This window comes from Mesorhizobium sp. WSM4836 (genome assembly GCF_055811815.1).
This window is the reverse complement of the sequence record NZ_JBVVQF010000015.1, coordinates 15525-40055: the sequence shown is the minus strand read 5'-3', so window position 1 is coordinate 40055 and position 24531 is coordinate 15525. Positions and strand designations below refer to the sequence as shown.

Annotated in this window: 22 protein-coding genes; 13 read left to right on the top strand and 9 right to left on the bottom strand. The window is 62.9% G+C overall.

The features are described 5' to 3' along the window. The first annotated feature begins 106 nt into the window (after positions 1–106). The 8 genes from AC0L2P_RS18435 (at position 107) to AC0L2P_RS18400 (ending at position 8866) form a co-directional block, all read left to right on the top strand. Positions 107–2428, top strand: a complete 2322-nt coding sequence (locus tag AC0L2P_RS18435; RefSeq protein WP_473502738.1) for a putative bifunctional diguanylate cyclase/phosphodiesterase — start codon at positions 107–109, stop codon at positions 2426–2428. A gap of 150 nt (positions 2429–2578) precedes the next feature. Then, positions 2579–3361, top strand: coding sequence for an N-acyl amino acid synthase FeeM domain-containing protein (locus AC0L2P_RS18430; protein WP_473502737.1), 783 nt, complete (start codon positions 2579–2581; stop codon positions 3359–3361). A gap of 117 nt (positions 3362–3478) precedes the next feature. Then, complete coding sequence (locus AC0L2P_RS18425; protein ID WP_013528205.1) at positions 3479–3628, top strand: DUF3096 domain-containing protein; 150 nt, start codon at positions 3479–3481, stop codon at positions 3626–3628. A gap of 224 nt (positions 3629–3852) precedes the next feature. Then, positions 3853–4077, top strand: coding sequence for an aa3-type cytochrome c oxidase subunit IV (locus AC0L2P_RS18420; RefSeq protein WP_473502736.1), 225 nt, complete (start codon positions 3853–3855; stop codon positions 4075–4077). Between the two features lie 82 nt (positions 4078–4159). Continuing rightward, complete coding sequence (locus tag AC0L2P_RS18415) at positions 4160–5434, top strand: Re/Si-specific NAD(P)(+) transhydrogenase subunit alpha (protein WP_473502735.1); 1275 nt, start codon at positions 4160–4162, stop codon at positions 5432–5434. After that, positions 5434–5856 carry an NAD(P) transhydrogenase subunit alpha part 2 gene (locus AC0L2P_RS18410; protein ID WP_473502734.1) on the top strand — a complete coding sequence of 141 codons (423 nt, stop codon included), beginning with the start codon at positions 5434–5436 and terminating at the stop codon, positions 5854–5856. Before AC0L2P_RS18415 ends, AC0L2P_RS18410 begins: the two co-directional genes overlap by 1 nt. A gap of 6 nt (positions 5857–5862) precedes the next feature. Then, positions 5863–7260: an NAD(P)(+) transhydrogenase (Re/Si-specific) subunit beta gene (locus tag AC0L2P_RS18405; RefSeq protein ID WP_473502733.1), complete on the top strand. Its 1398-nt coding sequence runs from the start codon at positions 5863–5865 to the stop codon at positions 7258–7260. Between the two features lie 136 nt (positions 7261–7396). Then, on the top strand, positions 7397–8866 hold the full coding sequence (locus AC0L2P_RS18400) for a hypothetical protein (RefSeq protein WP_473502732.1): 1470 nt from the start codon (positions 7397–7399) through the stop codon (positions 8864–8866). Between the two features lie 104 nt (positions 8867–8970). On the opposite strand, the gene AC0L2P_RS18395 is transcribed toward AC0L2P_RS18400, so the two are convergent. The 3 genes from AC0L2P_RS18395 to AC0L2P_RS18385 all read right to left on the bottom strand — a co-directional run bounded on the left by AC0L2P_RS18395 (position 8971) and on the right by AC0L2P_RS18385 (position 13464). Then, on the bottom strand, positions 8971–9888 hold the full coding sequence (locus AC0L2P_RS18395; RefSeq protein WP_473502731.1) for a hypothetical protein: 918 nt from the start codon (positions 9886–9888) through the stop codon (positions 8971–8973). 249 nt (positions 9889–10137) lie between these two features. Beyond that, positions 10138–12609: a DNA topoisomerase (ATP-hydrolyzing) subunit B gene (gene gyrB, locus AC0L2P_RS18390; RefSeq protein WP_473502730.1), complete on the bottom strand. Its 2472-nt coding sequence runs from the start codon at positions 12607–12609 to the stop codon at positions 10138–10140. Between the two features lie 285 nt (positions 12610–12894). After that, on the bottom strand, positions 12895–13464 hold the full coding sequence (locus AC0L2P_RS18385; RefSeq protein WP_473502729.1) for an NADPH-dependent FMN reductase: 570 nt from the start codon (positions 13462–13464) through the stop codon (positions 12895–12897). Between the two features lie 181 nt (positions 13465–13645). Between AC0L2P_RS18385 and AC0L2P_RS18380 the strand changes: the two genes are divergently transcribed. Continuing rightward, complete coding sequence (locus tag AC0L2P_RS18380; RefSeq protein WP_473502728.1) at positions 13646–15019, top strand: cytochrome P450; 1374 nt, start codon at positions 13646–13648, stop codon at positions 15017–15019. A 21-nt stretch (positions 15020–15040) separates the two neighbouring features. On the opposite strand, the gene AC0L2P_RS18375 is transcribed toward AC0L2P_RS18380, so the two are convergent. Then, the gene (locus tag AC0L2P_RS18375) at positions 15041–16015 is read right to left on the bottom strand and encodes a complex I NDUFA9 subunit family protein (RefSeq protein WP_473502727.1); all 975 of its coding nucleotides are present in this window, start codon (positions 16013–16015) and stop codon (positions 15041–15043) included. Positions 16016–16258: 243 nt separating this feature from the next. Here AC0L2P_RS18375 and AC0L2P_RS18370 point away from each other — a divergent pair, with 243 nt between their 5' ends. Beyond that, the gene (locus AC0L2P_RS18370; RefSeq protein WP_473502726.1) at positions 16259–16531 is read left to right on the top strand and encodes a hypothetical protein; all 273 of its coding nucleotides are present in this window, start codon (positions 16259–16261) and stop codon (positions 16529–16531) included. 54 nt (positions 16532–16585) lie between these two features. Here the strand turns inward: AC0L2P_RS18370 and AC0L2P_RS18365 are convergent, their stop codons facing one another. The 5 genes from AC0L2P_RS18365 to AC0L2P_RS18345 all read right to left on the bottom strand — a co-directional run bounded on the left by AC0L2P_RS18365 (position 16586) and on the right by AC0L2P_RS18345 (position 21048). Further along, positions 16586–17587, bottom strand: coding sequence for an Ldh family oxidoreductase (locus tag AC0L2P_RS18365; protein WP_473502725.1), 1002 nt, complete (start codon positions 17585–17587; stop codon positions 16586–16588). Between the two features lie 138 nt (positions 17588–17725). Next, positions 17726–18535, bottom strand: coding sequence for an ABC transporter permease (locus AC0L2P_RS18360; protein WP_473502724.1), 810 nt, complete (start codon positions 18533–18535; stop codon positions 17726–17728). After that, entirely contained in the window at positions 18535–19266 is a 732-nt protein-coding gene (locus tag AC0L2P_RS18355) for an ABC transporter permease (protein WP_473502933.1), read from the bottom strand. The genes AC0L2P_RS18360 and AC0L2P_RS18355 overlap by 1 nt, the downstream gene beginning before the upstream one ends. Before the next feature lie 123 nt (positions 19267–19389). After that, a complete protein-coding gene (locus tag AC0L2P_RS18350; protein WP_473502723.1) occupies positions 19390–20184 on the bottom strand; it encodes a transporter substrate-binding domain-containing protein in 795 nt (264 codons plus the stop codon). Between the two features lie 54 nt (positions 20185–20238). Continuing rightward, positions 20239–21048, bottom strand: coding sequence for an ABC transporter ATP-binding protein (locus AC0L2P_RS18345; protein WP_352721545.1), 810 nt, complete (start codon positions 21046–21048; stop codon positions 20239–20241). A gap of 217 nt (positions 21049–21265) precedes the next feature. On the opposite strand from AC0L2P_RS18345, the gene AC0L2P_RS18340 reads away from it, so the two are divergent. From AC0L2P_RS18340 to AC0L2P_RS18330, 3 genes are read left to right on the top strand one after another with little or no spacing between them, the layout of a single operon-like run. Next, a complete protein-coding gene (locus AC0L2P_RS18340; RefSeq protein WP_473502931.1) occupies positions 21266–22114 on the top strand; it encodes a dimethylarginine dimethylaminohydrolase family protein in 849 nt (282 codons plus the stop codon). Continuing rightward, complete coding sequence (locus tag AC0L2P_RS18335) at positions 22111–23691, top strand: 5-guanidino-2-oxopentanoate decarboxylase (protein ID WP_473502722.1); 1581 nt, start codon at positions 22111–22113, stop codon at positions 23689–23691. The genes AC0L2P_RS18340 and AC0L2P_RS18335 overlap by 4 nt, the downstream gene beginning before the upstream one ends. Before the next feature lie 57 nt (positions 23692–23748). Beyond that, positions 23749–24456, top strand: a complete 708-nt coding sequence (locus AC0L2P_RS18330) for an SDR family NAD(P)-dependent oxidoreductase (RefSeq protein WP_473502721.1) — start codon at positions 23749–23751, stop codon at positions 24454–24456. Positions 24457–24531: the final 75 nt, after the last annotated feature.

The window sequence follows — 24531 nt, the reverse complement described above, 5'->3', positions numbered from 1 at the left end:
TTTCCGTAGCGTCAGCGATGGACACCGGCAGGGCTCGAACCGCTGCTCTAAACCTTTCTTAAGGCCAATGTGACACTGCTGGGTTCCCCAAGGTTGGGATCCAGGCGTGAATCTGAGAAGAAAAAACGAGATTCCGGTCGACGTTTACATTCCGTTCGTGGAAACTCTGTTTCGCGACGGGTTCACGCTGTCGATCGGCCTTGTCGCGCAGACACTCCTCGTCATCCTGGTCTATTGGAAGACCATGGACTTGGCGTATCTTCTAGTTGCCGCTGGGCTCATCGTCGTCGGTACTCTGCGCCTTCGCAACATCCGGAAATACGGGCGACTTCCTTCCCCCACGACATGGGAGGAAGCGCACAACCGTGAAAACGATTATGTACTTTTCGGTTCGATGCATGGTTTCATGCTTGGCGCATTCTGTTTCGTCAGTATCTATCTGGCAAATGACAGCCACGACAACTATGCCGAAATAGCCTCGGTCTGCGTCACGTTGGCATCGGTCACGTCGATTGCCGGCCGTAATTATGGGTCGCCGCGCATGGTCATGATTTTCATCATGACCACCACATGGCCCATATCGCTTGGCTTTATCCTGCGCGGCGATATCTACCACGTCATCCTCGGTCTGATGTCAGCCCCCTTTCTGTTCGCGATCAAGCGGTTCGCCGACATCGTACGCGAGGTCCTGTTCACCGCCCTGTCGGAGGAAAAGAAGGCGAACCGGATCGCGCAGCGTTTCAACCGTGCGCTCAACACCATGTCGCACGGCCTTGTCATGCTCGGTCCTGACGGCCGGGTGGCGGTAGCCAATGCCGAAGCCGCGCACCTGATGTCGCTCAAATCGCCCGATGCCTTGCTCGGACGCTCGATCCACGGTCTGCTGATGCGCGGCGTTGCCGGCGGCATGCTGGCGCCGAAGGATTGCCGCTACATCGAGGCCCAACTGACGCGTGCCCTGCGCGAGGGCCGCGACCGCAAGGTCCTGGTCTCGCTCACCAACGGCCAGCACTATGAATTTTCGGCTCGCGAGGGCAGCCAGGAACTGGGCGTCATCACTTTTGAGGATGTGACCGCCCGTGTCGAGGCGGAAGACAAAATCCGCTTCATGGCGCGTTATGACAGCCTCACCGGCCTACCCAACCGCGCCTATTTCCATGAACTGGTGGTGGAGGCGATGGCCTCGGGCGATCCGGACCGTCTCTGCGGGCTGGTCGTGCTCGACCTCGACGATTTCAAGAGCGTCAATGATACGCTCGGCCATCCGGTCGGCGACGGTTTGATCTACGCCGTTGCCGAGCGGCTGGCGGCGGTCGCCGGGCCAGGCATCACCGTCAGCCGCTTCGGCGGCGACGAGTTCATGATCTTCTTCGAGCGCATCGAGGATGAAAGCCATCTGACCGCCCAAGTTGATGAGATCTTTGTCAATCTACAGGGCGAGGTCGATGTCGCCGGCCACGGATTACGGATCCAGGCCAGCGGTGGCGCGGCGCTGTCGCGGGTCAAGGATACCGACGTCGACGCCATGATCGTCAAGGCCGACCTCGCACTCTACAAGGCAAAGGAGCTTGGCAAGAACGGCTGGCGGCTTTTCGAGGCCTCGATGGACGCCGCCTTCCGCAGCCGTCAGCTGATGAAGGCGGATCTGCGCAGTGCGGTGGAGAACAAGGAGCTGCGGGTCGTCTACCAGCCGATCGTCGCGATGAACACCATGCGCATCGCCAGTTGCGAGGCGCTATGCCGCTGGGATCATCCCGACCTCGGGCCGATCTCTCCCGGCGTCTTCATTCCTCTGGCGGAGGAAATGGGCATCATTTCCGACATCAGCACTTTCGTCCTGCATGCGGCGTGCACGGAATGCGCCAAATGGCCATCCCAGACCAGCGTCTCGGTCAATCTGTCGGCCAAGGATTTTCGTAACCGCGACGTAATACAGAAGGTTCGCGAGGCGCTTGCCGGTTCCGGTCTGCCGGCCGGCCGCCTCGAGATCGAAGTCACCGAGACGGCGCTGCTCGACGACAAGTCGCTGACACGCCAATATATCGAGGAATTGAAGCGGCTCGGCGTGCGTATTGCGCTCGACGATTTCGGTACCGGGTATTCGAGCCTCAGTTATCTACACAAACTGCCGCTCGACAAGATCAAGATCGATCGCTCGTTCCTGATGGATGTCACTCAGAACAGCCGGTCCCTCGAACTGCTCAAGGGCATCGTCAACCTGTCACGGCCGCTGGGACTTTCGGTTACCGTCGAAGGCGTCGAGACCTTCGAACAGCTCAAGATCCTGGCATTGCAGGTCAAGCCGGACCTGGTCCAGGGCTTTCTGTTCGGGTCGGCGCTCAGCGCGTCCGGCATTGAGACGATGTCGACCACGGTCTGGCCTTTTGCCAATGACATTAAGACCGTAAGGAAGGCGCCGCGGCGCTGACTTTGCGCCGAAAGGCTACGTATTTTATTATAATTTGATCAATTATTAACCTTAACGCGCGGTAAACGACCTCATACTTATTTTCATCTTTACATCTTATGACCCATCCGTAGTGTCGGCTGGTGGCGGTAATCGCGGGGAATAGAGTTCATGTGTGCCCAGTTGAGTTCGCTCGGCCATGCGGCGGGCGCTGGTGGGAACGATGCGTCCGAGACCATGTCCAGCTTCGCGCAACATGTTTATACGCTGCTTGACCGGACGGAGTACCGACGCTGTGAGAGCGGCGAGGACTTCGAAAGTATTTACAGGCTGCGCTACAATTCCTATCGAATGAACGATCTCGTGCCCGAGAATTCGTCCCGTCAGGTCCATGACGAGTTTGACGAACTGCCCAATTGCCATATATTTGGAATCTACATCGAGGGGCGGCTGGTCAGCACAATTCGCCTGCATAACGTGTCTGCTGATAACGCGACATCACCAGCGCTCAGCGTCTACAAGGACCTCCTGATGCCGCGTCTGGCGGCCGGCGAAGTCTTTATCGACCCGAGCCGTTTTGCCGTGGATGCCGAATGGTCACGGCTTTACCCGCAGATCCCTTATGTGACGCTGCGCCTTGCGGGCATGGCTTGCTTCCATTTCGGCGCGCCTTATTGCATATCCATGATCCGCGAGGATCATGCGGCTTTCTACAAGCGCATCTATCGCGCGCGACCGATCGGCGATGCGCGTCCCTATGCCGGCGTGATCAACTGTTTCGCGTTGCTTTATCAGGCTGATGTCCTGGCGATTAAGAACGAAACCTACGCTCGCTTTCCGTTCTTCCGTTCGACGGCGATGGAGCAGCGCATGCTGTTCGATACGCCCGGTGCCGGCGAACTCGCCCCGCTGACCATCCTGCCTACCGCCAAGTATTTTCGCGAAGCCGCCTGAACCAGCCCACGGAGCCTTCCGGTCGCTTCGGCGTTCTGGGCAAGGGCGCTCGTGGCAGGCCGGCATGGCCGCCATCCGCCACGCCGCTTCGACAGCGATCCGATCAAAGGAACCGATATGACCATTTCGACACTCGCCCTTACCCCGCTTATCTCGCTGATCGCAGGCGTGCTGATCCTGGTGATGCCGCGGCTGCTCAACTATATCGTCGCCCTTTATCTGATCGTTGTCGGCCTGCTCGGTCTGTTCCCGCATCTCGCCGGCTAACGTCATCGACAATAGCGGACCTGCCATTGGTTTCGCCGCGCCTGACCTGCCTCGTTTACAGGGAGGGTCAGTCATAAGACCGCTGCGCACGTTGAGCCACATCATTGGTGCCGCGGCTTCAAGTTTCGCTTGAGACTGTTGGCTTGCGCTGCGGCAATAGCGCCATTGCCCTTAACGCGGCTTTTCGCTATGTGCCTGAAAGATGTCTTCGAAGGGGTATTCCTATGGCTGAACACACGCCGACCGGTCCTGTCGAATTGGGCGCGAAGATGGACTATGCCGAGCACGACCGCACCTATGCCGGCTTTGTGATGCTGGCCAAATATGGATCGCTGTTTTGCGCCGCCGTGCTTCTGGCCATGGCGTTCGGCTTCTTTGCGGGCGGCTTCTTCTCGGCGACTATCCTGTTCGTGCTGATCCTGGCCGTCGGCGCCCTTATTCTCCGATAACTCCTCCAACCATTGTCGAAGGGCGCCGCCGGGGTCGGTTGGTGTCTTGCGCTAACAGGGTTCCGGCCGAAAGGATCGTGCGGTGGGACAGACGGTTTTCATCCCTCGTGAGCTCGACGCGAGCGAGCCGCGTGTCGCGGCCTCGCCCGATACGGTGAAGCGGCTGGCGGCACTGGGTTTCGACGTGATTATCGAAACCGGCGCCGGCGCGGCGTCGCGCATTCCCGACGAGGAGTTTGCCAAGGCGGGCGCCGCGATCGGCAAGGCCGGCGATGCTACCAAGGCCGATGTGGTACTGAAGGTGCGCCGCCCCATGGACGCCGAGCTGAAGGGCTACAAGTCCGGCGCCGCCGTCATCGCGATCATGGATCCCTACGGCAACGACGCTGCCGTCGCCGCCCTTGCCAAGGCCGGTGTTACTGCCTTCTCCATGGAGTTCATGCCGCGCATCACCCGGGCGCAATCGATGGACGTTCTATCAAGCCAGGCGAACCTCGCCGGCTACCAGGCGGTGATCGACGCGGCTGCCGAATATGACCGGGCCTTGCCGATGATGATGACGGCGGCTGGCACCGTACCGGCAGCGAAGGCGTTCGTCATGGGCGTCGGGGTCGCCGGTCTGCAGGCCATCGCGACCGCGCGCCGCCTCGGTGCTGTTGTCACCGCCACCGATGTACGCCCGGCCGCCAAGGAGCAGGTCGCCTCGCTCGGCGCAAAGTTCCTGGCCGTCGAGGACGAGGAGTTCAAGGCAGCCGAAACGGCCGGCGGCTACGCCAAGGAAATGTCAAAGGAATACCAGGCCAAGCAGGCGGCGCTGACCGCCGAGCACATCGCCAAGCAGGATATCGTCATCACCACGGCGCTGATCCCCGGCCGGCCGGCGCCGAAGCTGGTTTCGGCGGCAATGGTCGCCTCGATGAAACCTGGCTCGGTGATCGTCGACCTCGCGGTCGAGCGTGGCGGTAATGTCGAGGGCGCCGTGGCGGGGCAGGTGGTGACCACGGCCAATGGGGTCAAGATCGTCGGCCATCTCAACGTTCCCGGCCGCGTCGCGGCATCCGCTTCGCTTCTCTATGCCAGGAACCTCTATGCCTTCCTCGAAACCCTGGTTGACAAGGCGACGAAGACACTTGCCATCAACCGCGACGACGAGCTGGTCAAGGCAACCATGCTGACCGATGGCGGCAAGGTCGTGCATCCGGCTTTCGCCAGGGCTGAGCAGGAGCCACCAAAGAGCCAACATGTCGAACCGCCGGCCATTCCGGCCAAGACGATGGTTGCCGAGGCTTCGGCGAAACCGGCTGCGAAGAAACCGGCCGCTTCGAGGAAGCCCAAGACCACCGGAGGGATCGCGTGATGGACCAGACACTGCAGAAAGCCCTCGACCAGCTCGACCAGGCGACTGCGGCCGTCAGGCTTGCAGTACAGGACTTGGCCACTGCGCCAGGCACAGAGGCGGCCGGCGATGCCGCGCACGCGCTGTCCGGCGGCGCTATCGACCCTTTCGTCTTCCGCTTCGCCATCTTCGTCCTGGCGATCTTCGTCGGCTACTACGTCGTGTGGTCGGTCACACCGGCGCTGCACACGCCGCTGATGGCGGTCACCAACGCCATCTCCTCCGTCATCGTCGTCGGCGCGTTGCTGGCCGTCGGCATCTCGGCCTCAGGGCTTGCCACCGGCTTCGGCTTCGTTGCGCTGATGCTGGTATCGGTCAACATTTTCGGCGGCTTTCTCGTCACCCAGCGCATGCTGGCTATGTACAAGAAGAAGGAAAAGTAGGCCGCTATGAACGCCAACTTCGCCTCCTTCCTCTATCTGGTCTCCGGCATCCTGTTCATCCTGGCATTGCGCGGCCTGTCGCACCCGACCACCAGCCGCCAGGGCAATATGTACGGCATGATCGGCATGGGCATTGCCATTGCCACGACGCTGGCGCTGGCCATCCCTTCGGCCGGGCGCTTCGGGCTGATCGCGCTCGGGCTCGCCATCGGCGGCTCGGCCGGTGCGGTCACGGCGCGGCGCATTGCCATGACCTCGATGCCGCAGCTGGTCGCCGCCTTCCACTCGCTGGTCGGTCTTGCCGCGGTCATGGTGGCGGCCGCCGCCATCTATGCGCCGGAAAGCTTCGGCATCGGCACCATCGCCGATATTCATGCCCAGGCACTGATCGAGATGAGCCTCGGCGTTGCCATCGGTGCCATCACCTTCACCGGCTCGGTCATCGCCTTCTTGAAGCTCGACGGCCGCATGTCGGGCAAGCCGATCATGATCGGTGGCCGTCACTTCATCAACGCAGCCCTGGGCATTGCGCTGATCGTGCTGATCGTGCTGCTCGTCACCGCCGAGTCCAAGCTGGTGTTCTGGCTGATCGTTGCCGCGTCCCTTGTGTTGGGCGTCCTACTTATCATCCCGATCGGCGGCGCCGACATGCCGGTGGTCGTCTCGATGCTGAATTCCTATTCGGGCTGGGCCGCCGCCGCACTGGGCTTCACGCTCGGCAATCTGGCGCTGATCATCACCGGTGCGCTGGTCGGCTCGTCGGGCGCCATCCTGTCCTACATCATGTGCAAGGGCATGAACCGAAGCTTCATCTCGGTCATCCTCGGCGGCTTCGGCGGCGAGACATCAGCCACTGCCAACGACGGCATCGAGCGCACGGTCAAGCAGGGCTCGGCCGAGGATGCCGCCTATCTGATGATGAATGCGCAAAAGGTCATTATCGTGCCGGGTTACGGCATGGCCGTCGCCCAGGCGCAGCACGCGCTGCGCGAAATGGCCGACAAGCTCAAGGCCAACGGCGTCGAGGTGAAATACGCCATCCACCCTGTTGCCGGCCGCATGCCCGGCCACATGAACGTGCTCTTGGCCGAAGCCAACGTGCCTTACGACGAAGTGTTCGAGCTGGAGGACATCAACTCTGAGTTCGCGCAGGCCGACGTCGCCTATGTCATCGGCGCCAACGACGTTACCAACCCTTCGGCCCGTGACGACAAGTCGTCGCCGATCTACGGCATGCCGATCCTCGACGTCGACAAGGCGCGCACCTGCCTGTTCGTCAAGCGCTCGCTCGGCTCCGGCTATGCCGGCATCGACAACACGCTGTTCTACAAGGACGGCACCATGATGCTGCTCGGCGACGCCAAGAAGATGACCGAGGAGATCGTCAAGGCGATGGATCACTGAAAAGGCGTCGTTGCCAACTCACTGCCGATCATCGAGTACAGCCCGGCTCCGCGCCGGGCTTTTTCTTGGCTGTTGCCGGTTCTGAAGCTACGATGCCGACCGTCGTCTTGCAAACGGCGTCATTGTGGAGGTGCTGGTGCCCGACCCTGGTTCTGCTGCATCGCCGGCCGCCGATCTGACCGCAGCAGAGAAGGCGCCACGCAAGCGCAGCCAGGCGGTGGTGGTCGTGCATGGTATGGGCGAACAGCGGCCCATGGACACGTTGAGGGGGTTTGTCCAGGCCGTATGGAGCCACGATCCAGCCCGTGCCCCGTTCTATGCCCATGTCGCCGATCCTGCCGACCCGATGGGTGCGAAGATCAACCAGAGCTGGATCACGCCCGACAGCCGGACCAATTCGCACGAGCTTCGCCGGATCACCACGCCCTATGATGTAGATGGCCGCCGCACCGATTTCTACGAGCTTTACTGGGCCGATATCACCCAGGGTACGACCCGGAGCCGCCTTGCTGCCTGGGTGACGACCCTGCTGTGGCGCAGGCCGGCAGATATTCCGCGCGATGTGCGCAAACTCTACGTCGTCACGCTTTTGACCACCATCATCGTCCTCGGCGCCGCGCTGGCGCTCGCAACGTCGGCTTGGCAAGGCTACATCTCCTGGACGACTGGCGCGCTTGTAACCGTCGTGGCGTCGTTCGTCATCTGGTCGGTGGACCAGTTTGGCTTGCCGTATTTCGGCGATGTCGCCGCCTATGTGCGTGCCGAAGCGGCAACGGTCGAGAAGCGCGCGCTGGTCCGCGAGCGTGGCCTCAAGCTGCTGAAGCGCCTCATGATGGACGACACCTATGACCGCGTCGTGCTGGTCTCGCACAGCCTTGGGTCGATCATCGCCTATGATCTGTTGCAGATATTATGGGCCGATTTCAGGCCTCGAAAGCTGGAAGCCATTCGTGACAGAGCGCGGCTGAAGGCGATCCACGCCGTCGACAAGGCGACGCTGGCCGCCGATGCCTTCGCCTGGCCCGACAGCCTCGACGACCTCCCCGCATTCCGGCGCCACCAATGGGAGCTCTACCGGCAGCTTCGCGTCCACGACGCCGATCATCCGCTGCCGTGGAAGATCAGCGATTTCGTCACGCTCGGCAGTCCGCTGACCCACAGCGAGTTTCTGGTGACCTACAACCTCGCCGAATTCAGGCGCGCCATCGCCGAGCGGCTGTTCTCGGCATGCCCGCCGATCCCCGACAAGACGGCGGGCGGGACCATGCTCTACCAGGAAGGGCGCAGCCATTCCGGCAAGCCGCAGCGGGCGGTGCATCATGGCGCGGTGTTTGCCGCGACGCGCTGGACCAACATTTTCGACAAAGGCAATGGCTGGCTGACCGGCGATCCGATTTCCGGGCCGATGACGGAGAACTTCGGTCCCGGTGTGGAAAACATCCAGGTCGAGCTGCGCGGCTCGCGCGGCCGCGTCTTCACGCACACGCTCTACTGGTCGCTGACGGCGAGCGCCGTCGAGGTCAACGCGCCGGCCGGCGCACAGCCGCGCTCGCACCTTGCCGTGCTGCGCGATGCGGTCGATCTCGGCCGCAAGCTGGGGGATTGAACTATCGGCGGCGAGCAGCGCACGACAATGCTGCACCGGCAGCTCAAATCAAGGTCCGCTTCGGGGTAATCTTCCCGAAGCGGATCGAACTCGCCGAGCCCCGATCAACGATTGGTCAGGAAAACCGCTTCCTCGTCGTCGCGCTGCCTGCCGCCGAGTGCCGCAGCCGCGCTGGCGATGAAAGCCCCGACGACCAGCGACAGCGCGCCGATCAGCGAGAAGGTGGCGCCGGCCTTTCTGGCGGTGTCGGCCGCCTGCTGGGCCTTGACCTTGGCGTCTTGCGCTTTGGCGATTACCGCATCGACGCGCGCGGTGGCATCCGCTTCGGACAGGCCTGTACGGGCGGCCACCAGCCGCGACAGGTAGGTCTTGTCCTCGGCCGATATTTGGCCTGCTGCGGCACTCGCGATCAGAATGCGCGAGGCTTGCGCTGTCGCCGCGGCATCGCTCTCCGAACTGGCGGCAGCGAGCCTTGCCGGATCGGTTGGGCGGAACAGCGTATCGACGAAATACGACGTGGCGTTGTCAGTCGAGGCGCCACCCGCGTTTGCAGCGGCACCCGCAGACGCCCCCATTGCCGCGCCGGATGCTACAGTCGAAGCAGCCTGGACACCGGTACCTATCGCGGCCGAAAGCGCCGTGCCGAGCACGCCGGCGACGAGCAGCGTCGCCAGGGCCCAGGCCAGGAAGCCGTGAGCGGTATCGCGGAAGAAGACTTCATCGGTGTGGATGCCAACCCATTTGGTACGCAGACGCCCGGCGAGGTAGCCGCCTAGGGCCGACGACAGCCACTGCACGACGATTAGCCAAGCGGCGGTAGAAACAGCGAAAGCGGTGACTGACGCACCCGAGCCGGACCATGGCGACACCATGCTCAGCCCGAGCCCCGAGCCGAGCAGCATCAGAATGAAGGTAAGCGTCGACGCAGCAAAGGCACCGGCGACGATTGGTCCCCAGCTGACGGCGGGGGAAGCGGATTCCGTCGGCGCGGAAACGTCAACAGTCGTTAGGGTGGACGGCATGGGAGCCTCCTACCTTGCAAACAGCATGATCAGAATAATAATCGGAATCGGGACTCCGAGAAGCCAGAGCAAAATGCCACGTCCCATGGATGCCTCCTGCGGCGATTGTGATCAACTACAATGCCTTAAAAGACTTTCCGTTCCGGGCGATCCTCGGTGATCTTTGTTGCGGTGCAGCAGTCGGCATCGGTGCGTCAAGATGCACCAATGCACTTCATGCCTGCTGGTTGGGTATTCTGGGTCGCGGCTTTAGATATCCAGATTGGCGACCGACAGCGCGTTTTCCTGGATGAATTCGCGCCTTGGCTCGACCTCGTCGCCCATCAGCCGTGAAAACAGGCTGTCTGCATCAGTCGCGTCATTGACCTTGACCTGTAAGAGCGAGCGCACGTTCGGGTCGAGCGTGGTTTCCCAGAGCTGCTCGGCGTTCATTTCGCCAAGGCCCTTGTAACGCTGCATGGTCAGGCCCTTGCGGCCGGTGGCAAACACGGCATTGAGCATTGCGAGCGGCCCCGAAATGGTTTCGGAGACGTCCTTGCGGCGCAGCACCGGCGGTTCGCCGTAAACTTCTGCCAGGCGCGGCGCATAGCGGTCGAGCTGGCGTGCGTCGGCGGAATTGATCAGCGCCAGGTCGAGATGTGCGAACTCCTTGACGCTGCGCACGGTGCGCTCGAAGACATAGCCGCCGATGCCCTCGTTCGAGGTCGACATGCGGCCTATCCAGCCGCGCTCGGTATCCTCGGCTATAATGTCGAGACGGCGGGCAACACGCTCGGCCGTCTCGTTGGCGCGGCCGAGGTCGATGAAGATCTCCGGGTTGAGCGCGCCGGCAATCGCTGCCTGCTCGACCACGCCTCTGTTATAGCGGGTATGCAATCCGTTGATGAGCTGGCGGACAGCTAGGGCGTCATCGATGGCGCTGCGCAGGTCCTGCCCGGCCCGCACCTCGCCCGTGCTGAGCGCAAGCGATGCTTCTTCCAGCCCCGAGCCGATCAGGAATTCCTCGAAGGCGGCTTCGTCCTTGATATATTGCGAGCTCTTCCCGCGCGTCACCTTATAGAGCGGCGGCTGCGCGATGTAGAGATGACCGCGTTCGATCAGTTCGGGCATCTGGCGGAAGAAGAAGGTTAGCAGCAAGGTGCGGATGTGGGCGCCGTCGACATCGGCGTCGGTCATCAGGATGATCTTGTGGTAGCGCAGTTTGTCGGCGTTGAACTCGTCCTTGCCGATCGAGGTGCCGAGCGCGGTGATCAGCGTGCCGATCATATCTGAACCGAGCATGCGGTCGAAGCGGGCGCGCTCGACGTTGAGGATCTTGCCGCGCAGCGGAAGAATGGCCTGGTTCTGGCGCGAACGGCCGCCCTTGGCCGAGCCGCCGGCGCTGTCGCCCTCGACGATGAAGATCTCGGATTTCGCCGGATCGCGCTCCTGGCAATCGGCCAGCTTGCCGGGCAGCGAGGTGACGCCGAGCGAACTCTTTCGAGTGATGTCGCGTGCCTTGCGCGCGGCTTCGCGCGCGGCAGCGGCCTGGATGACCTTCTCGATGACCGCCTTGCCCTCGGTCGGGTGCTCCTCGAGCCAGGTGCCGAGCGCTTCGTTGACGAGCCCTTCGACCACCGGGCGGACCTCGGACGACACCAGCTTGTCCTTGGTCTGCGAGGAGAATTTCGGGTCAGGAACCTTGACCGACAGCACCGCGGTCAGCCCTTCACGGCAATCGTCGCCGATCAGCGCCACTTTTTCCTTCTTGGTCAGGCCGGACGAATCACCATAGCCGGTTATCTGGCGTGTCAGCGCACCGCGAAAGCCTGCCAGATGCGTGCCGCCGTCGCGCTGCGGGATGTTGTTGGTGAAGGCCAGAACGTTTTCATGGTAGCTGTCGTTCCACCACATGGCGACTTCGACCGTGATGCCGTCGCGCTCGGCGCGGATCGAGATCGGCTTGTCGAGCAACGGCTTCTTCATCCGGTCGAGATATCGGACGAACTCTTCCAGCCCGCCATCGTAGTGCAGTTCGTGGCGCACGATATCGGCATGGCGGGCATCGGTCAAAACGATGCGCACGCCGGAATTCAGGAAGGCGAGTTCGCGCAGCCGATGCTCCAGCGTACCGTAGTCGAATTCGACCATGGTGAAAGTCTCGGACGACGGCAAAAACGTGATTTCGCTGCCGCTGCGCCCTTCATAGATGCCGGGGACCTTGTCTTGTTCATAACTGCCGGTGATCCGCAGCGGCGCGTCGGCATTGCCATGCGTGAAGCTCATCTCGTAGATATGGCCGTTGCGGCGGATCTTCAGTTTCAGCCAGGCCGAGAGTGCGTTGACGACCGACACGCCGACGCCGTGCAGGCCGCCGGACACCTTGTAGGAGTTCTGGTCGAACTTGCCGCCGGCATGCAGCTGCGTCATGATCACTTCGGCCGCCGAAATGCCTTCGCCGGTGTGGATATCGGTCGGAATGCCGCGGCCATTGTCGATGACCGTCACCGATCCGTCCGGATTGAGCGTCACCGTCACCAGGTCGGCATGGCCGGCCAGTGCTTCGTCGATGGCGTTGTCGACGACTTCGTAGACCATGTGGTGCAGGCCCGAGCCGTCGTCGGTATCGCCGATATACATGCCCGGCCGCTTGCGAACGGCATCCAAGCCCTTCAAAACCTTGATGGAATCGGCGCCGTATTCGGCTTCAACGCCGTTGGCGATGTCGGTCTGTTCGCTCATGAAAACCTGTCTGATTGATGCCGTGTGCAGAGCGCGAAAAATCGGCTTCGAATCGCGCATTTCTAATGTCGTAGATATAGGCGCAAAAGGCGGTTTTTCCAAGGTTTGCAGGCGTTTCCGCGGGGAAGAACCCGCTATCGTGCTCCTACCAGCCGGTCGCACGCAAATTCGATCCTGGACTGCTGGCGCGGCCTTCGCCATCCCAGCTGGTCGAGCATGCTCGCTACGTTGAGCGCTTCGGAGAAACAGCTTTCCGGTCCCGCTTAAGCCGGCTGTTCCGTGCCTCTATCCAGCCCGCATCGGCCTCAGTGTCTCGCTCCAGCGGAATAGCTCGTCCAGCATAGTCCTGGCCCCGCCGAGCACCTGCTCGCTGGGCTGGAAGGCGCCGGTCTCGTCCAGCAGCTTCTGGTACATCGGCAGCGCCACGCCTTCCGGAATCGGCATGACGCCGACGGCGGTCAGCAACGGTTTGACCGCCTGCGCCGCTCGTAAGCCGCCGGAGACGCCGCCGTAGCTGAGAATGGCGGCCGGCTTGTATCGCCATTCCCTGAGCAGGTAGTCGACCGCGTTGACGATCGCGGGGGCGCCGAAATAGTTGTATTCCGGCGCTACGAAGACGAATGCGTCGGCGGCGTCGATTGCTTTCGACCAGGCTTTCGTGTGGCTGTTTTCGTATTTGCCGAGTCTCGGATGATGGGGCTCGTCCAGCACCGGCAGATTGAAGGCGGCGATGTCGGTGAGCACCGGCTCGAATTTGCCGTGCTCGCGCGCAAAGCTTTCCAGCCATTTTGCGAAAACGGGACCGGCGCGGCCCGGCCGCGTGCTGCCGATGATGACGTTCAACTGGTGCTTCAAGGCAGGCTCTCGCCGGTTAGTGGCATCTGTGGTGCTGGCACCTAAGACACGCAGCCGGACACAGCAAGCAGGCACTTTCCGTGCCCAGGTCACATTCCAGAGAGCGGATGCGTCGACTTCGTCCGGTCACATGGACGCCTGCCTTGCCCGCCATTACATTGAGGTGTCAGCGGAGCAAGCCATGGACAGTCAGCCCGTCCCGTTCGTCCCGCCAGCGCCAAAGCCGCGCACAGCGCCGCCCTCGACGCTGGAGATGATCCGCATCGTCTATCGCAATCCGCTCGAACTGTGGGGCGAGCCGACCTACAACGAGCCCTGGATCTCGGTGAGTGGCATCGGTGGGCCGCTGGTCATTGCCAACGATCCTGGCCTCATCCGCCATGTGCTTGTCGATAATGCCAAGAACTACAAGATGGCGACGGTGCGCCAAAAAATCCTGCGGCCGATCCTGCGCGATGGCCTGCTGACCGCCGAGGGCGAGGTGTGGCGGCGTTCGCGCAAGGCGATGGCGCCGGTGTTCACGCCACGCCACATCTTTGGCTTCGCCGAGCCGATGCTGAAACGCACGCTCGAATTCATCACGCGTTACGAGCAAGGTAGCACGTCGGATATCGCTCACGACATGACGCTGCTCACCTTCGATATCCTGGCCGAGACGCTGTTTTCGGGCGAAATATCGGGCGAGCCGGGCAGCTTCGCCAAGGAGATCGACCGCCTGTTCGAGACGATGGGCCGGGTCGATCCGCTCGACCTTCTGCGTGCGCCCGACTGGCTGCCGCGCCTGACCCGCATCCGCGGCCGCAAGACCATGGCTTATTTCCGCAAGATCGTCACCGACACGGTGCAGATGCGCGAGGCGCGGTTGAGGCGCGCTCCGGACACGGTACCGCAGGATTTTCTCACACTGCTGTTGAAGACGGAGGGACCGGGCGGGCTGACCCGGGCCGAGGTCGAGGATAACATCATCACCTTCATCGGCGCCGGCCACGAGACTACGGCCAGGGCGCTCGGTTGGACGCTCTACTGCCTTGCCGAAGCGCCGTGGGAGCGTGAAAAGATCGAACACGAGATCGACGCCGTGCTGGCGCGTGAGCCCGACCCGACGAAATGGCTCGACGCCATGCCGCTCACCCGCGCCGCCTTCGACGAGGCGCTCCGGCTCTATCCGCCGGCGCCGTCGATCAACCGCGAACCGATCGAGCCCGAAACCTGGAACGGCCTCTACATACCGCGACGTGCCGCGGTGCTGGTGATGCCGTGGGTCGTCCACCGCCATCGGAAATTGTGGGACCGGCCGGAGGCTTTCATGCCGGAACGCTTCCATCCGGGAAACCGCGAAAAGATCGACCGTTTCCAGTATTTGCCGTTCGGCGCCGGGCCTCGCGTCTGCATTGGCGCCAGCTTCGCCATGCAGGAGGCGATCATTGCGTTGGCGATCATGCTGTCGCGCTATCGTTTCGACACCACCGCAGAAACCCATCCCTGGCCGGTGCAGAAGCTGACGACGCAGCCGCAAGGCGGGCTGCCGATGCAAGTCACCCGGCGCGCGTCGTAAGCAACCGGACGTCCGTTCGTATTATGCGGCGGACTTGCGTTGGAACTGGCCGGCGGCGCGGTAGCGCCAGAGATAGCTGGGCAGGATGGTTCCGATCGACCGCGGCTGGATTCCGAGGCCGGCGAGCGTCCTGTTGTCCTTGACGGCGGCATCCGACACGACATTGTGCTGGCGCAACAGCAGGACCTGGTCCTTGGTCAACAACGGATTGGGCAGCAGCCCGAGAATTGACGCCTGCAGGTTCGCCAGCCACCACGGCAGAGGCAGCAAAAACCGCCTGCGTTCGATAATGACAAGCAATTCTTGCATGCATTCCTTGAACGTGAGCACTTGCGGCCCGCCGAGTTCGTAGATTTGGCCGCCCTGGACCTTGCCGTCGACCGAATGCGCCACCGCTTCGGCGACGTCGCCGACATAGACCGGCTGGAATTTCGTCTGCCCGCCGCCGATCAGCGGCAGCACCGGGGAAAAGCGGGCCATGTTGGCAAAGCGATTGAAGAAACCGTCCTCCGGCCCGAAATTGATCGATGGCCGCAAGATCACGGCGTCGTGGACCGTCTCCAGAACCGCCTTTTCGCCGAGCGCCTTGGTACGCGCATACTCCGATTGCGCGTGGAGATCCGCACCCAGAGCCGAGATGTGGGTGAGGCCGGCGCCGACGGCGCGCGCCGCTTCGGCGACAGCGCGCGCGCCGAACTCGTGGACGGCAGTGAATTTCTGCCGGCCGGCCTCATACGGGATTGCCACCAGATTGACGACGTGGTCGGCGCCTTGCACGGCGCGGTCGACCGACCAGCGCACACGGACATTGGCCTGCACCGGCTGGATCTGTCCGACATTGCCGAGCGGTTGCAAATGACCGGCGAGATCGGGCCGGCGACAGGCGACCCGGATGCGGTAGCCGCGCTTGGCCAGCGCCCGCACGACATGACGACCGACAAAGCCGGAGCCGCCGAACACGACGACGAGCTTTGGGGTCTGCAGGATTTCGGTCATGGCTGGCTCCGGCGGGCTATCCAGATGGCTTGATTGAAGCCGTTTCATAGTCGGTTTCGCGCCAAAGGCAAAGGGCGACCATAAGTCGCCCGGCACTGTTGAAGCATGATTTTCCGGATACGTTCGAAACGGCAGAAAACGCCGCAGAAGCCCGGCTTTACGGCAACTCTGTTCGGAACAGGAACCTTTGTTCGGTCCGCGATTTTAGATGTATGGTTTGATTCCGAATGGAGGATACTGCCGATGACGACAAAACGCGTTGCGATCTTCGCCTTGGCTTTAGCAACAGGCTGCAGCATTGGCGTCTCGGCATTCGCCGCAAACCGGCGTCACCACCAAGCTCAACCCGAACGCTATGTTCCCGCCAACGGCGACATCATCGAGTTCCTCTTCGGTGGCCCGCGCTACTATGACAACCACCTGTTCACGACGGCCGCCGAACCCTGCTCCTACAACAGGGTAGGACCGGACGCGAATGCGCTGAACGTCATCAACGATCATCACTGCGGGAAGTAGGTCGCTGCCGGATCGGCCGGCCTCATCAGCCCCTCATCGGACAAACGAATTTCTTCAGGACGAATAGCGGGCGGCGAATTCGGAAATGCGCTGCACCACGGCTTTCGGCGCGCTTATGCCGCGTGCCGCCGCCTTCTCCGCGGACTCGGCCCGGGCACGCCCCGGGACATGCACACCATAGCGCCGCCGCAGCCGGTCGAGTTGGTTCTTCATCCGCTTTTCGAAGTCCGGATCGAGCAGCTTGGGCTCGATGGCGAGCAAGAACAGGCCGGTTCCCGGACTGTCCGGCCCGCCGCTGAACCATGGCGCATCGAGCGACCAGTTGGCGCCCGACAGGCCCGCGGCCAGCACCTCGACCATCAGCGCGATGTTGGCGCCGCGCTGGCCGCCGAAGGCAAGCATGGCGCCCTTCATGGCGGCTGCCGGGTCCGTGGTCGGATTGCCGCTGGCGTCCAGTGCCCAGCCTTCGGGGATATTCTTGCCGTCCTCGGCCGCCTTGCGGATGTTGACGAAGGCGGTGGCGCTCGACGACTGGTCGATGACCAGCGGCGCCCCGTCCGCGGCGGGTGCGGCAAACGACATCGGGTTGGTGCAGTAGACCGGCTTGACCGAGCCCGAGCCGGCAAGCACGGCCGGGCCGTTGGTGGCGGCGAACGACACCAATCCCTGCGCGGCCAGCCGTCCGGTGAAATAGCCGAGCGCGCCGCACGTATAAGCATTCTTCTGCGAAAAGATGGCAACGCCGAACAGCCGCGCCGCCTTGGCGAGGTCATCGATCGTGCGGTCGAAACCGGTGTGCGCCAAGCCGCCGCGCGCATCGGAGAGATAGACCGCGAGCGCTGGCCTGGTGATCACCGGATCGGCGTTGCCGTCGATACGGCCGGCCTCCAGTGCTTCAAGATAATCGATGAAGTGCGACAGCCCGACGGTCGACAGTCCTTCCGCCTCGGCCGCGACGATCGAGGCAGCCAGCGACTGCGCCGCCTCTTCATTGGCGCCGGCGCCAAGTGCAGCCATCCGGCACAGCCCTGTCGCCTGGTCGAGACTGAGTTGCATTGTGATTGCCATGGATATCTGAGGGAATGATGAATAGTGAATGGTGAATTGGACTTAGCCGGTACCACTGAGGGCTACTGCCTACTGCCTACTGCCTACTCGCTACTTGCTATTGGCCATTCACTATTCACCATTCACCTAACCAATCTTGTTCGGGATCCGCGCCTCGAGCCGGCGGAAGCCGAACACCAGGATACCGGTGATGGACATATAGACCAACGCCAGGAGCAGCAACGGTTCATAGGTGACGAAGAGATCCTGGCGCACCCGCGAGGCTACGGCGTAGATGTCGACCATGGTTATGGTTGCCACCAGCGGTGTTGCTTTCAGCTGGAGAACGGTTTCACCCGCTAGCGTCGGCAGCGCCCGGTGGATCGCCTGCGGAAGCCATATGCGCCTGAAGACTTTCCAGCGGCTCATGCCGAAAGCGCGGGCCGCCTCGAGTTGGCCATGCGGTACCCCGGCGAAGGCGCCACGCATCACTTCGCCTTCATAGCCGGCATACGAGATCGTCAGTGAAAGAACGGCGTAGGGCCATGCTTGCCTTAGAATGGGCCAGAGGAACGACTCGCGTATCCACGGAAATTGCGGAAACAGCGAACCCAGTCCGTAGTAGAGCAGCCAGAGCTGGAGCAGCAGCGGCGTGCCGCGAATAATCGTGCAGAACACCTTGGCCGGCACACTCAAAATTGGCGGGCCGATCACCTGAGCAAGGCCGAGGGGAAGGGCGAGCGCGATGCCCAGTGCCGACGTTACCACAAGCAGCCAGATGGTCCGCCATATGCCTTGCAAAGCCAGCGGCAGATAGGCGGGCAGCCAATCCCAACGCATGAGGAAAATCGACGCCAGCACGACAACCAGCGCGATCAGGATCAGCGCTATGCGGTACGGCTGTATCAAGAGCGAGGCCCGTGCGGCGGCGTCGATGACCGGAGTTTCGGCCGCCATTAGTGCGATCCCGCGATCGACGGCATGCCGCGTCGCGCCCAGCGCTCAACGCGCCCGATAACGACGTTGGACACGAGGGTCAGAACGAGATAAAGCGCGCCCGCAGCCATGAAGAAGGTGAAATAAGCCTTCGTGGCGCCGGCGGCCGTCCGTGTGGTTTGGGTCAGTTCATTGACGCCGACGATCGCGAGAAGCGCGGTATCCTTGGTGGCGATCAGCCACAGATTTGCCAGCCCCGGAATGGCGAAGGGCAGCATCCCCGGCAGCGTTATGCGCCTGAGAAGCAGGCCGGGAGGCATTCCATACGCCCGCGCGGCTTCGATCTGGCCTTGCGGAATGGCGCGGATCGCGCCGCGCAAGACTTCAGTCGAGTAGGCGCCCTGCACGACCCCGAGCACGCCTATGCCGGCGATAACCCCGTTGATGTCAATCGCGGCATAGCCGAGCGCGGCAAGCAACTGGTTGATGAGGTCGGTGCCAGCGAAATAAAGCAGCAGGATCAGCACCAGCTCGGGCACGGCGCGGACCACTGTGGTGTAGACTTCCAGCAGGTCGCGGACCACCGGCCCGCCATAGAGCTTGCCATAGGCGCCGCCGACCCCGATCACCAGACCGACCCCAAAGGAACCGAAAGCTATTCCGACTGAGTTTGCCAGCCCATGCAGAAGGCTGAGACCCCTGCCGTTCGGCGGTTCGAAAGACAACAATTCCAGCGAACTGGGTCCGAACATGGTGGCAAGAACGTCGCTCAGCTTATGTCCCCTGGACTTGCGGGTTGAGGCACCAATGTGGATCAAGCCAGACATGCCCACCGCGACGAGGCGGCTAGCATGCCCGGCTTAATGCCGTTGCCGTCAGTTGGACTGCGACGCTTCGCCGTAGATGTCGAAGTCGAAGTACTTCTTGGTGATTTCGGCATATTTGCCATTGGCCCGAATGGCCTTGATGGCGGCATTGATCTTGTCCTTGAGTTCGGTGTCGCCTTGACGCATGCCGGCGCCGACGCCAGGCCCGAGCACTTCAAGGTCCGGCGCGACATAACCCTTGAGGTCGCAGCACGCCTTGCCCTGGTCCGATTTCAAAAACGCGTCGAGCGCGATCGAATCGGCCTGCGTGGCATCGATACGGCCGGCGGCGAGATCCTGATTTGCCTCGTCCTGCGTCTGGTATTCCTTGATTTCGGCAGCGTCGGTGAAGTGCTTCTTGGCGTAGGCGGCGTGCACCGTGGACGCCTGAACGCCGAGTATCTTGGCTTTCAGCCCCTCAGGCGTCGCATCGAATTTCTGATCCTTGGCGCCGATCACCGCGGTCGGCGTGTTATAGTATTTGTCGGAGAAGTCGATTTCCTTCTTGCGTTCATCGGTAATGGACATCGAATTCATGATTGCGTCGATCTTCTTGGTTTTAAGCGCCGGGATGAGGCCGTCCCATGGGACTGGCGTCAATACGCAATCCAGCTTGGCTTCGCCGCAGATGGCGTTGACGATGTCGACTTCCCAGCCACCCCACTTGCCGGAAGCATCCTGCGAGTAAAACGGCGGATAGGCTTCAGGCGAAAAACCCACCTTGATCTGTTCGGCGCTTGCCGAAAATGCACCCGACAATGCGATCAGCGTGGCCGCGAGCGCCGTTTTGAGAAAAGGTTTCATTTTTTCAGTTCTCCCGTTTTTTGGTTTTGACGTTCCCGTCTGCTTTCTCGCAAGTCATCCAACATTGCGCAGAAACTGCTTCAGCCTTTCGGATTTTGGTGCGCCGAAGATCTGTTCCGGCGGCCCTTCTTCCTCGACCAGCCCGTTATGGAGGTAGACGACATGCGTCGCGACCTCGCGGGCAAACTTCATCTCATGGGTGACCAGCACCATGGTGCGGCCTTCGCGCGCCAGGTCGCCGATCACCTTCAGCACCTCGCCGACCAGCTCCGGGTCGAGCGCCGAGGTCGGCTCATCGAACAGCATGACGCGCGGATTGATGGCCAGCGCCCTGGCGATCGCGGCGCGCTGCTGTTGGCCGCCCGACAGATAGGCGGGATAGACGTCGCGTTTTTCGGCCAGGCCGACACGGGCGAGCAATTTTTCCGCCTCGCCGATCGCCACATCGCGCTTGACGCCGAGCACATGCACGGGAACTTCGATGACGTTCTCGATCAACGTCATGTGACTCCACAGATTGAAGTTCTGGAAGACCATGCCGAGCTTGGAGCGGATGCGTTCGATCTGCTTGCGGTCGGCGGGCACGGTGTGGCCGTAGCTGTCGGCCTTCAGCTTTATCTCTTCGCCATTGACCCGGATGATGCCGCTGGTCGGGTTCTCCAGGCAGTTGATGCAGCGCAGCAGCGTCGATTTGCCCGAGCCGCTGCCGCCGATGATGGCGATCACCTCGCCATCGCGCGCCGAAAGCGAAACGCCCTTCAATACATGCAGTTTGCCGAAGTTCTTGTGCAGGTTCTCGACGTGGATGGCCTCGGCAGCGCCGTTTTGCGCCGTATGCTTCAGGGCGGTGGCCGGCGCTGTCATCGTCGCGGCGCCCCGCGGAGCAGCCGAGGCAGTCCTTGCTGGAATTTTTTACCCATTACCCGTCACTGGACAGCGTTCCGATTCTCAAGATGGACCGTTCCGCTTGCCTCCGTCAACCGCAGTTTTTGGACCATTGATCACGGCCTGCCGAGTGGCTATTGGCAGGAGGGGCGCGTTTCAGGAGAACTTAGTGGGCAAAGCATACGGGTCGCAGTCGATGGCCGGGCCGCTGCAGCGCGTGCTGATGCGCTCCGCCGCCAGCGCCATGCATCGTGCCGAAGCGCTGGAGTGGCACTATGGCCCGGGCTTCGATCCGCAAAAGGCGGCGGCCCAGCATGAAGCGCTGGCCAGGCTGATTTCCGCCTCAGGCGCCGAGATCGAATGGCTGAGCGACGCCGATGACGGGCTTGCCGATTCCGTCTTCACCCACGATCCCTCGCTGATGACCGACCATGGCGCGGTCATCCTCGCCATGGGCAAGACGCTGCGCCGGCCCGAGCCGGGCCTGCACGAGGCAGCCTATGGGCGCATGGACATCCCCGTCCTCGGCCGTATCGAGGCGCCCGGCCAAGTCGAGGGCGGCGACTGCGTGTGGGTGGATGCAAACACGCTGGCCGTCGGCCGCGGCGTGCGCACCAATCAGCACGGCATCCAGCAGCTCTCTAATCTGCTTTCACCCAAGGGCATCCAGGTCTACGGCTTCGACCTGCCGCTCTGGCACGGCGAGGAGGCCTGCCTGCACCTGATGTCGGTGATCAGCCCGCTCGCCGACGATCTGGCGCTGGTCTATGCGCCCCTCCTGCCGGTCGTTTTCTACCAGATGCTGCGCCAACGCGGCATTCGGCTGGTCGAAGGCGACGCCGAGGAGTTCGTCGCCTCGAATGGGCTCAGCCTCAACGTGCTGCCGACCGCGCCGCGCCAGGTTATCGCCGTTGCCGGTTTTCCGAAGACGGCGGCTGCCATGCAGGCCGCCTGCTGTACGGTCTCGACATTCGAGGCCGATGCGCTGTGCATTGCCTGCGAAGGCGGCCCGACGTGCCTCACGCGCCCGGTATTAAGACAATGACGACGATCGGCGAAGCGCTCATCACCTTGCTCGAAGCGCACGGCGTCGACATCGTCTTCGGCATTCCCGGCGTGCACACGGTCGAGCTCTACCGCGGGCTGGCGCGGTCGAAGATCCGTCATGTCACGCCGCGCCACGAGCAGGGCGCCGGCTTCATGGCTGACGGCTATGCGCGCGCCAGCGGCAAGCCGGGCGTCGCTTTCGTCATCACTGGGCCGGGGCTGACCAACACCATCACCGCCATGGGCCAGGCGCGCGCCGATTCGGTGCCGATGCTAGTAATCTCGGGCGTCAACGCCACACCGACGCTGGGCAAAGGCCTTGGCCACCTGCATGAACTGCCGGACCAGCGCGGCATGATGGAGAAGGTGGCGCTGTTTTCGCACCGTGTCACCGAGGCTGGCGAACTGCCCAGCGTGCTCGCCCGCGCCTTTGCGCTGTTTTCATCCTCGCGTCCGGGTCCGGTGCATATCGAGGTCCCGACCGATGTCATGACCCTGCCTGCCAGCGGCATCGTGCCGCTGCTGCGGAATTCAGCGCCGCCCGAACCGGATGTAGCGGCGATTGCAGAGGCCGCAAGGCTGTGCGCGTCTGCCCGCCGGCCGCTTATACTGGCGGGCGGCGGCGCCAAAGCTGCCGAAGCACCGTTGCAGCGCCTGGCCGAGAGGTTGGGAGCGCCGGTCGTCCAGACCGCCAATGCGCGCGGCCTGCTCTATCGCCATCCGCTTGGCGTGCCGGCCAGCCCCAGCCTGAAGGCGGTGCGTGCGCTGATGGCCGACGCCGATCTGGTCATTGCCGCCGGCACCGAATTCGGTCCGACCGACTATGACGGCTATGGCGACGGCGGTTTTGTTCTGCCCGCCAATCTGATCCGCATCGACATCGGCGCCGACCAGCTTGCCCGCCGGCCTGCGCGGATTTCGATCCAGGCCGATTGTGGCGCGGCGCTCGAGGCGATGCATGCCGAACTCGGCACGGGCAAGGCGCAATCGGGCGATGGCGCCGCTCGCGCCGCCGCGACGCGGCAAGCGGCCTTTGCCGAGATTGGCCCGGCTATGCACGCGCAACTGCGCGCCGTCGAGACGATCCGTGATGCGCTGCCTGGCGCGATCATCGTCGGCGATTCGACCCAGCCGGTCTACGCCGCCAACCTCTATTACGATCACGACCGGCCGGGCGGCTGGTTCAACGCGGCCACTGGCTTCGGCGCGCTCGGCTATGGCCCGCCGGCGGCGATCGGTGCCGCCCTTGCCAGGCCAGAGGCGCCGGTCGTTTGCCTCACCGGCGACGGCGGCTTCCAGTTCACCCTGCCGGAACTGGGCGCCGCGCTCGACGCAGCGGCGCCGGTGATCTTCGCCGTCTGGAACAATCGCGGCTACCGCGAGATCGAAACCTCGATGCTCGACATCGGCGTCGAGCCGGTCGGCGTCTCCCCGGCACCGCCGGATTTCTGCAAGCTGGCCGAAGCCTATGGCATTGCCGCCGAGCGGATTTCCGGCTCGGACGGCTTGGCGGACGCGCTTGGGCGCGCGCGGGCGGCTGGACGACCTTACGTCATCGAGATTTCGGTTGAGTGATCGCGCGAAAGGCGCGACCTTCCGCATCGGCGGCGCGCAATAACGGAGCGGTCGAATATGACGGAAACACTGGACGGCAGACATATCGTGGTGACCGGCGGCACCGGTGCGCTTGGCGGCGCGGTCGTAGGGAAACTGCTGGAGCAGGGCGCGATCTGCCATGTGCCCAATGCCCATGCTGCCGCGCCTGCGCATTTTCCCTTTCCGGCGCATGACCGCGTCAAGCTGGCGCACAATGTCGACCTTGCCGACCCTGCCAAGGTCGACGCCTTCTATGCCAGCGTTCCGGACTTATGGGCATCGGTGCATCTTGCCGGCGGCTTCACCGCCGCGGCGGTCGAGAAGATCGAGCCCGCCTCCTTTGCTGAGATGATGGACACCAACGCCCGCACCACCTTCCTGTGCTGCCGCGCGGCGATACGCTCGATGCTGGAATCTTCCGTGCCGGGCCGCATCGTCAATGTCTCGGCTCGAGCCGGGCTCGATCCACGGCGCGGCTCCGGCAAGGTGGCCTACGCAGCCGCCAAGGCGGCGGTCGCAGCGATGACCGTGGCGATGGCCGAAGAGCTGAAGGGCAAGGGTATCCTGGTCAACGCCGTGGCGCCCTCCACGCTAGACACGCCGGCCACCCGGGCTGACATGCCGGACGCCGATTTCAGCAAATGGGTCAGCCTGGAAGCAGCCGCGGAGGCCATTGCTTACCTCGCTTCGCCGGCCAATCTGGCGATGAGCGGCACTCTGGTGCCGCTCTATGGCAGGGCCTGAGCCTGAGGCCCGTCACAAGCAAAGCCCCGCCGGGTCGCTCCGGCGGGGCTTTTTGTTTCGCTTATAGCCCGCGCG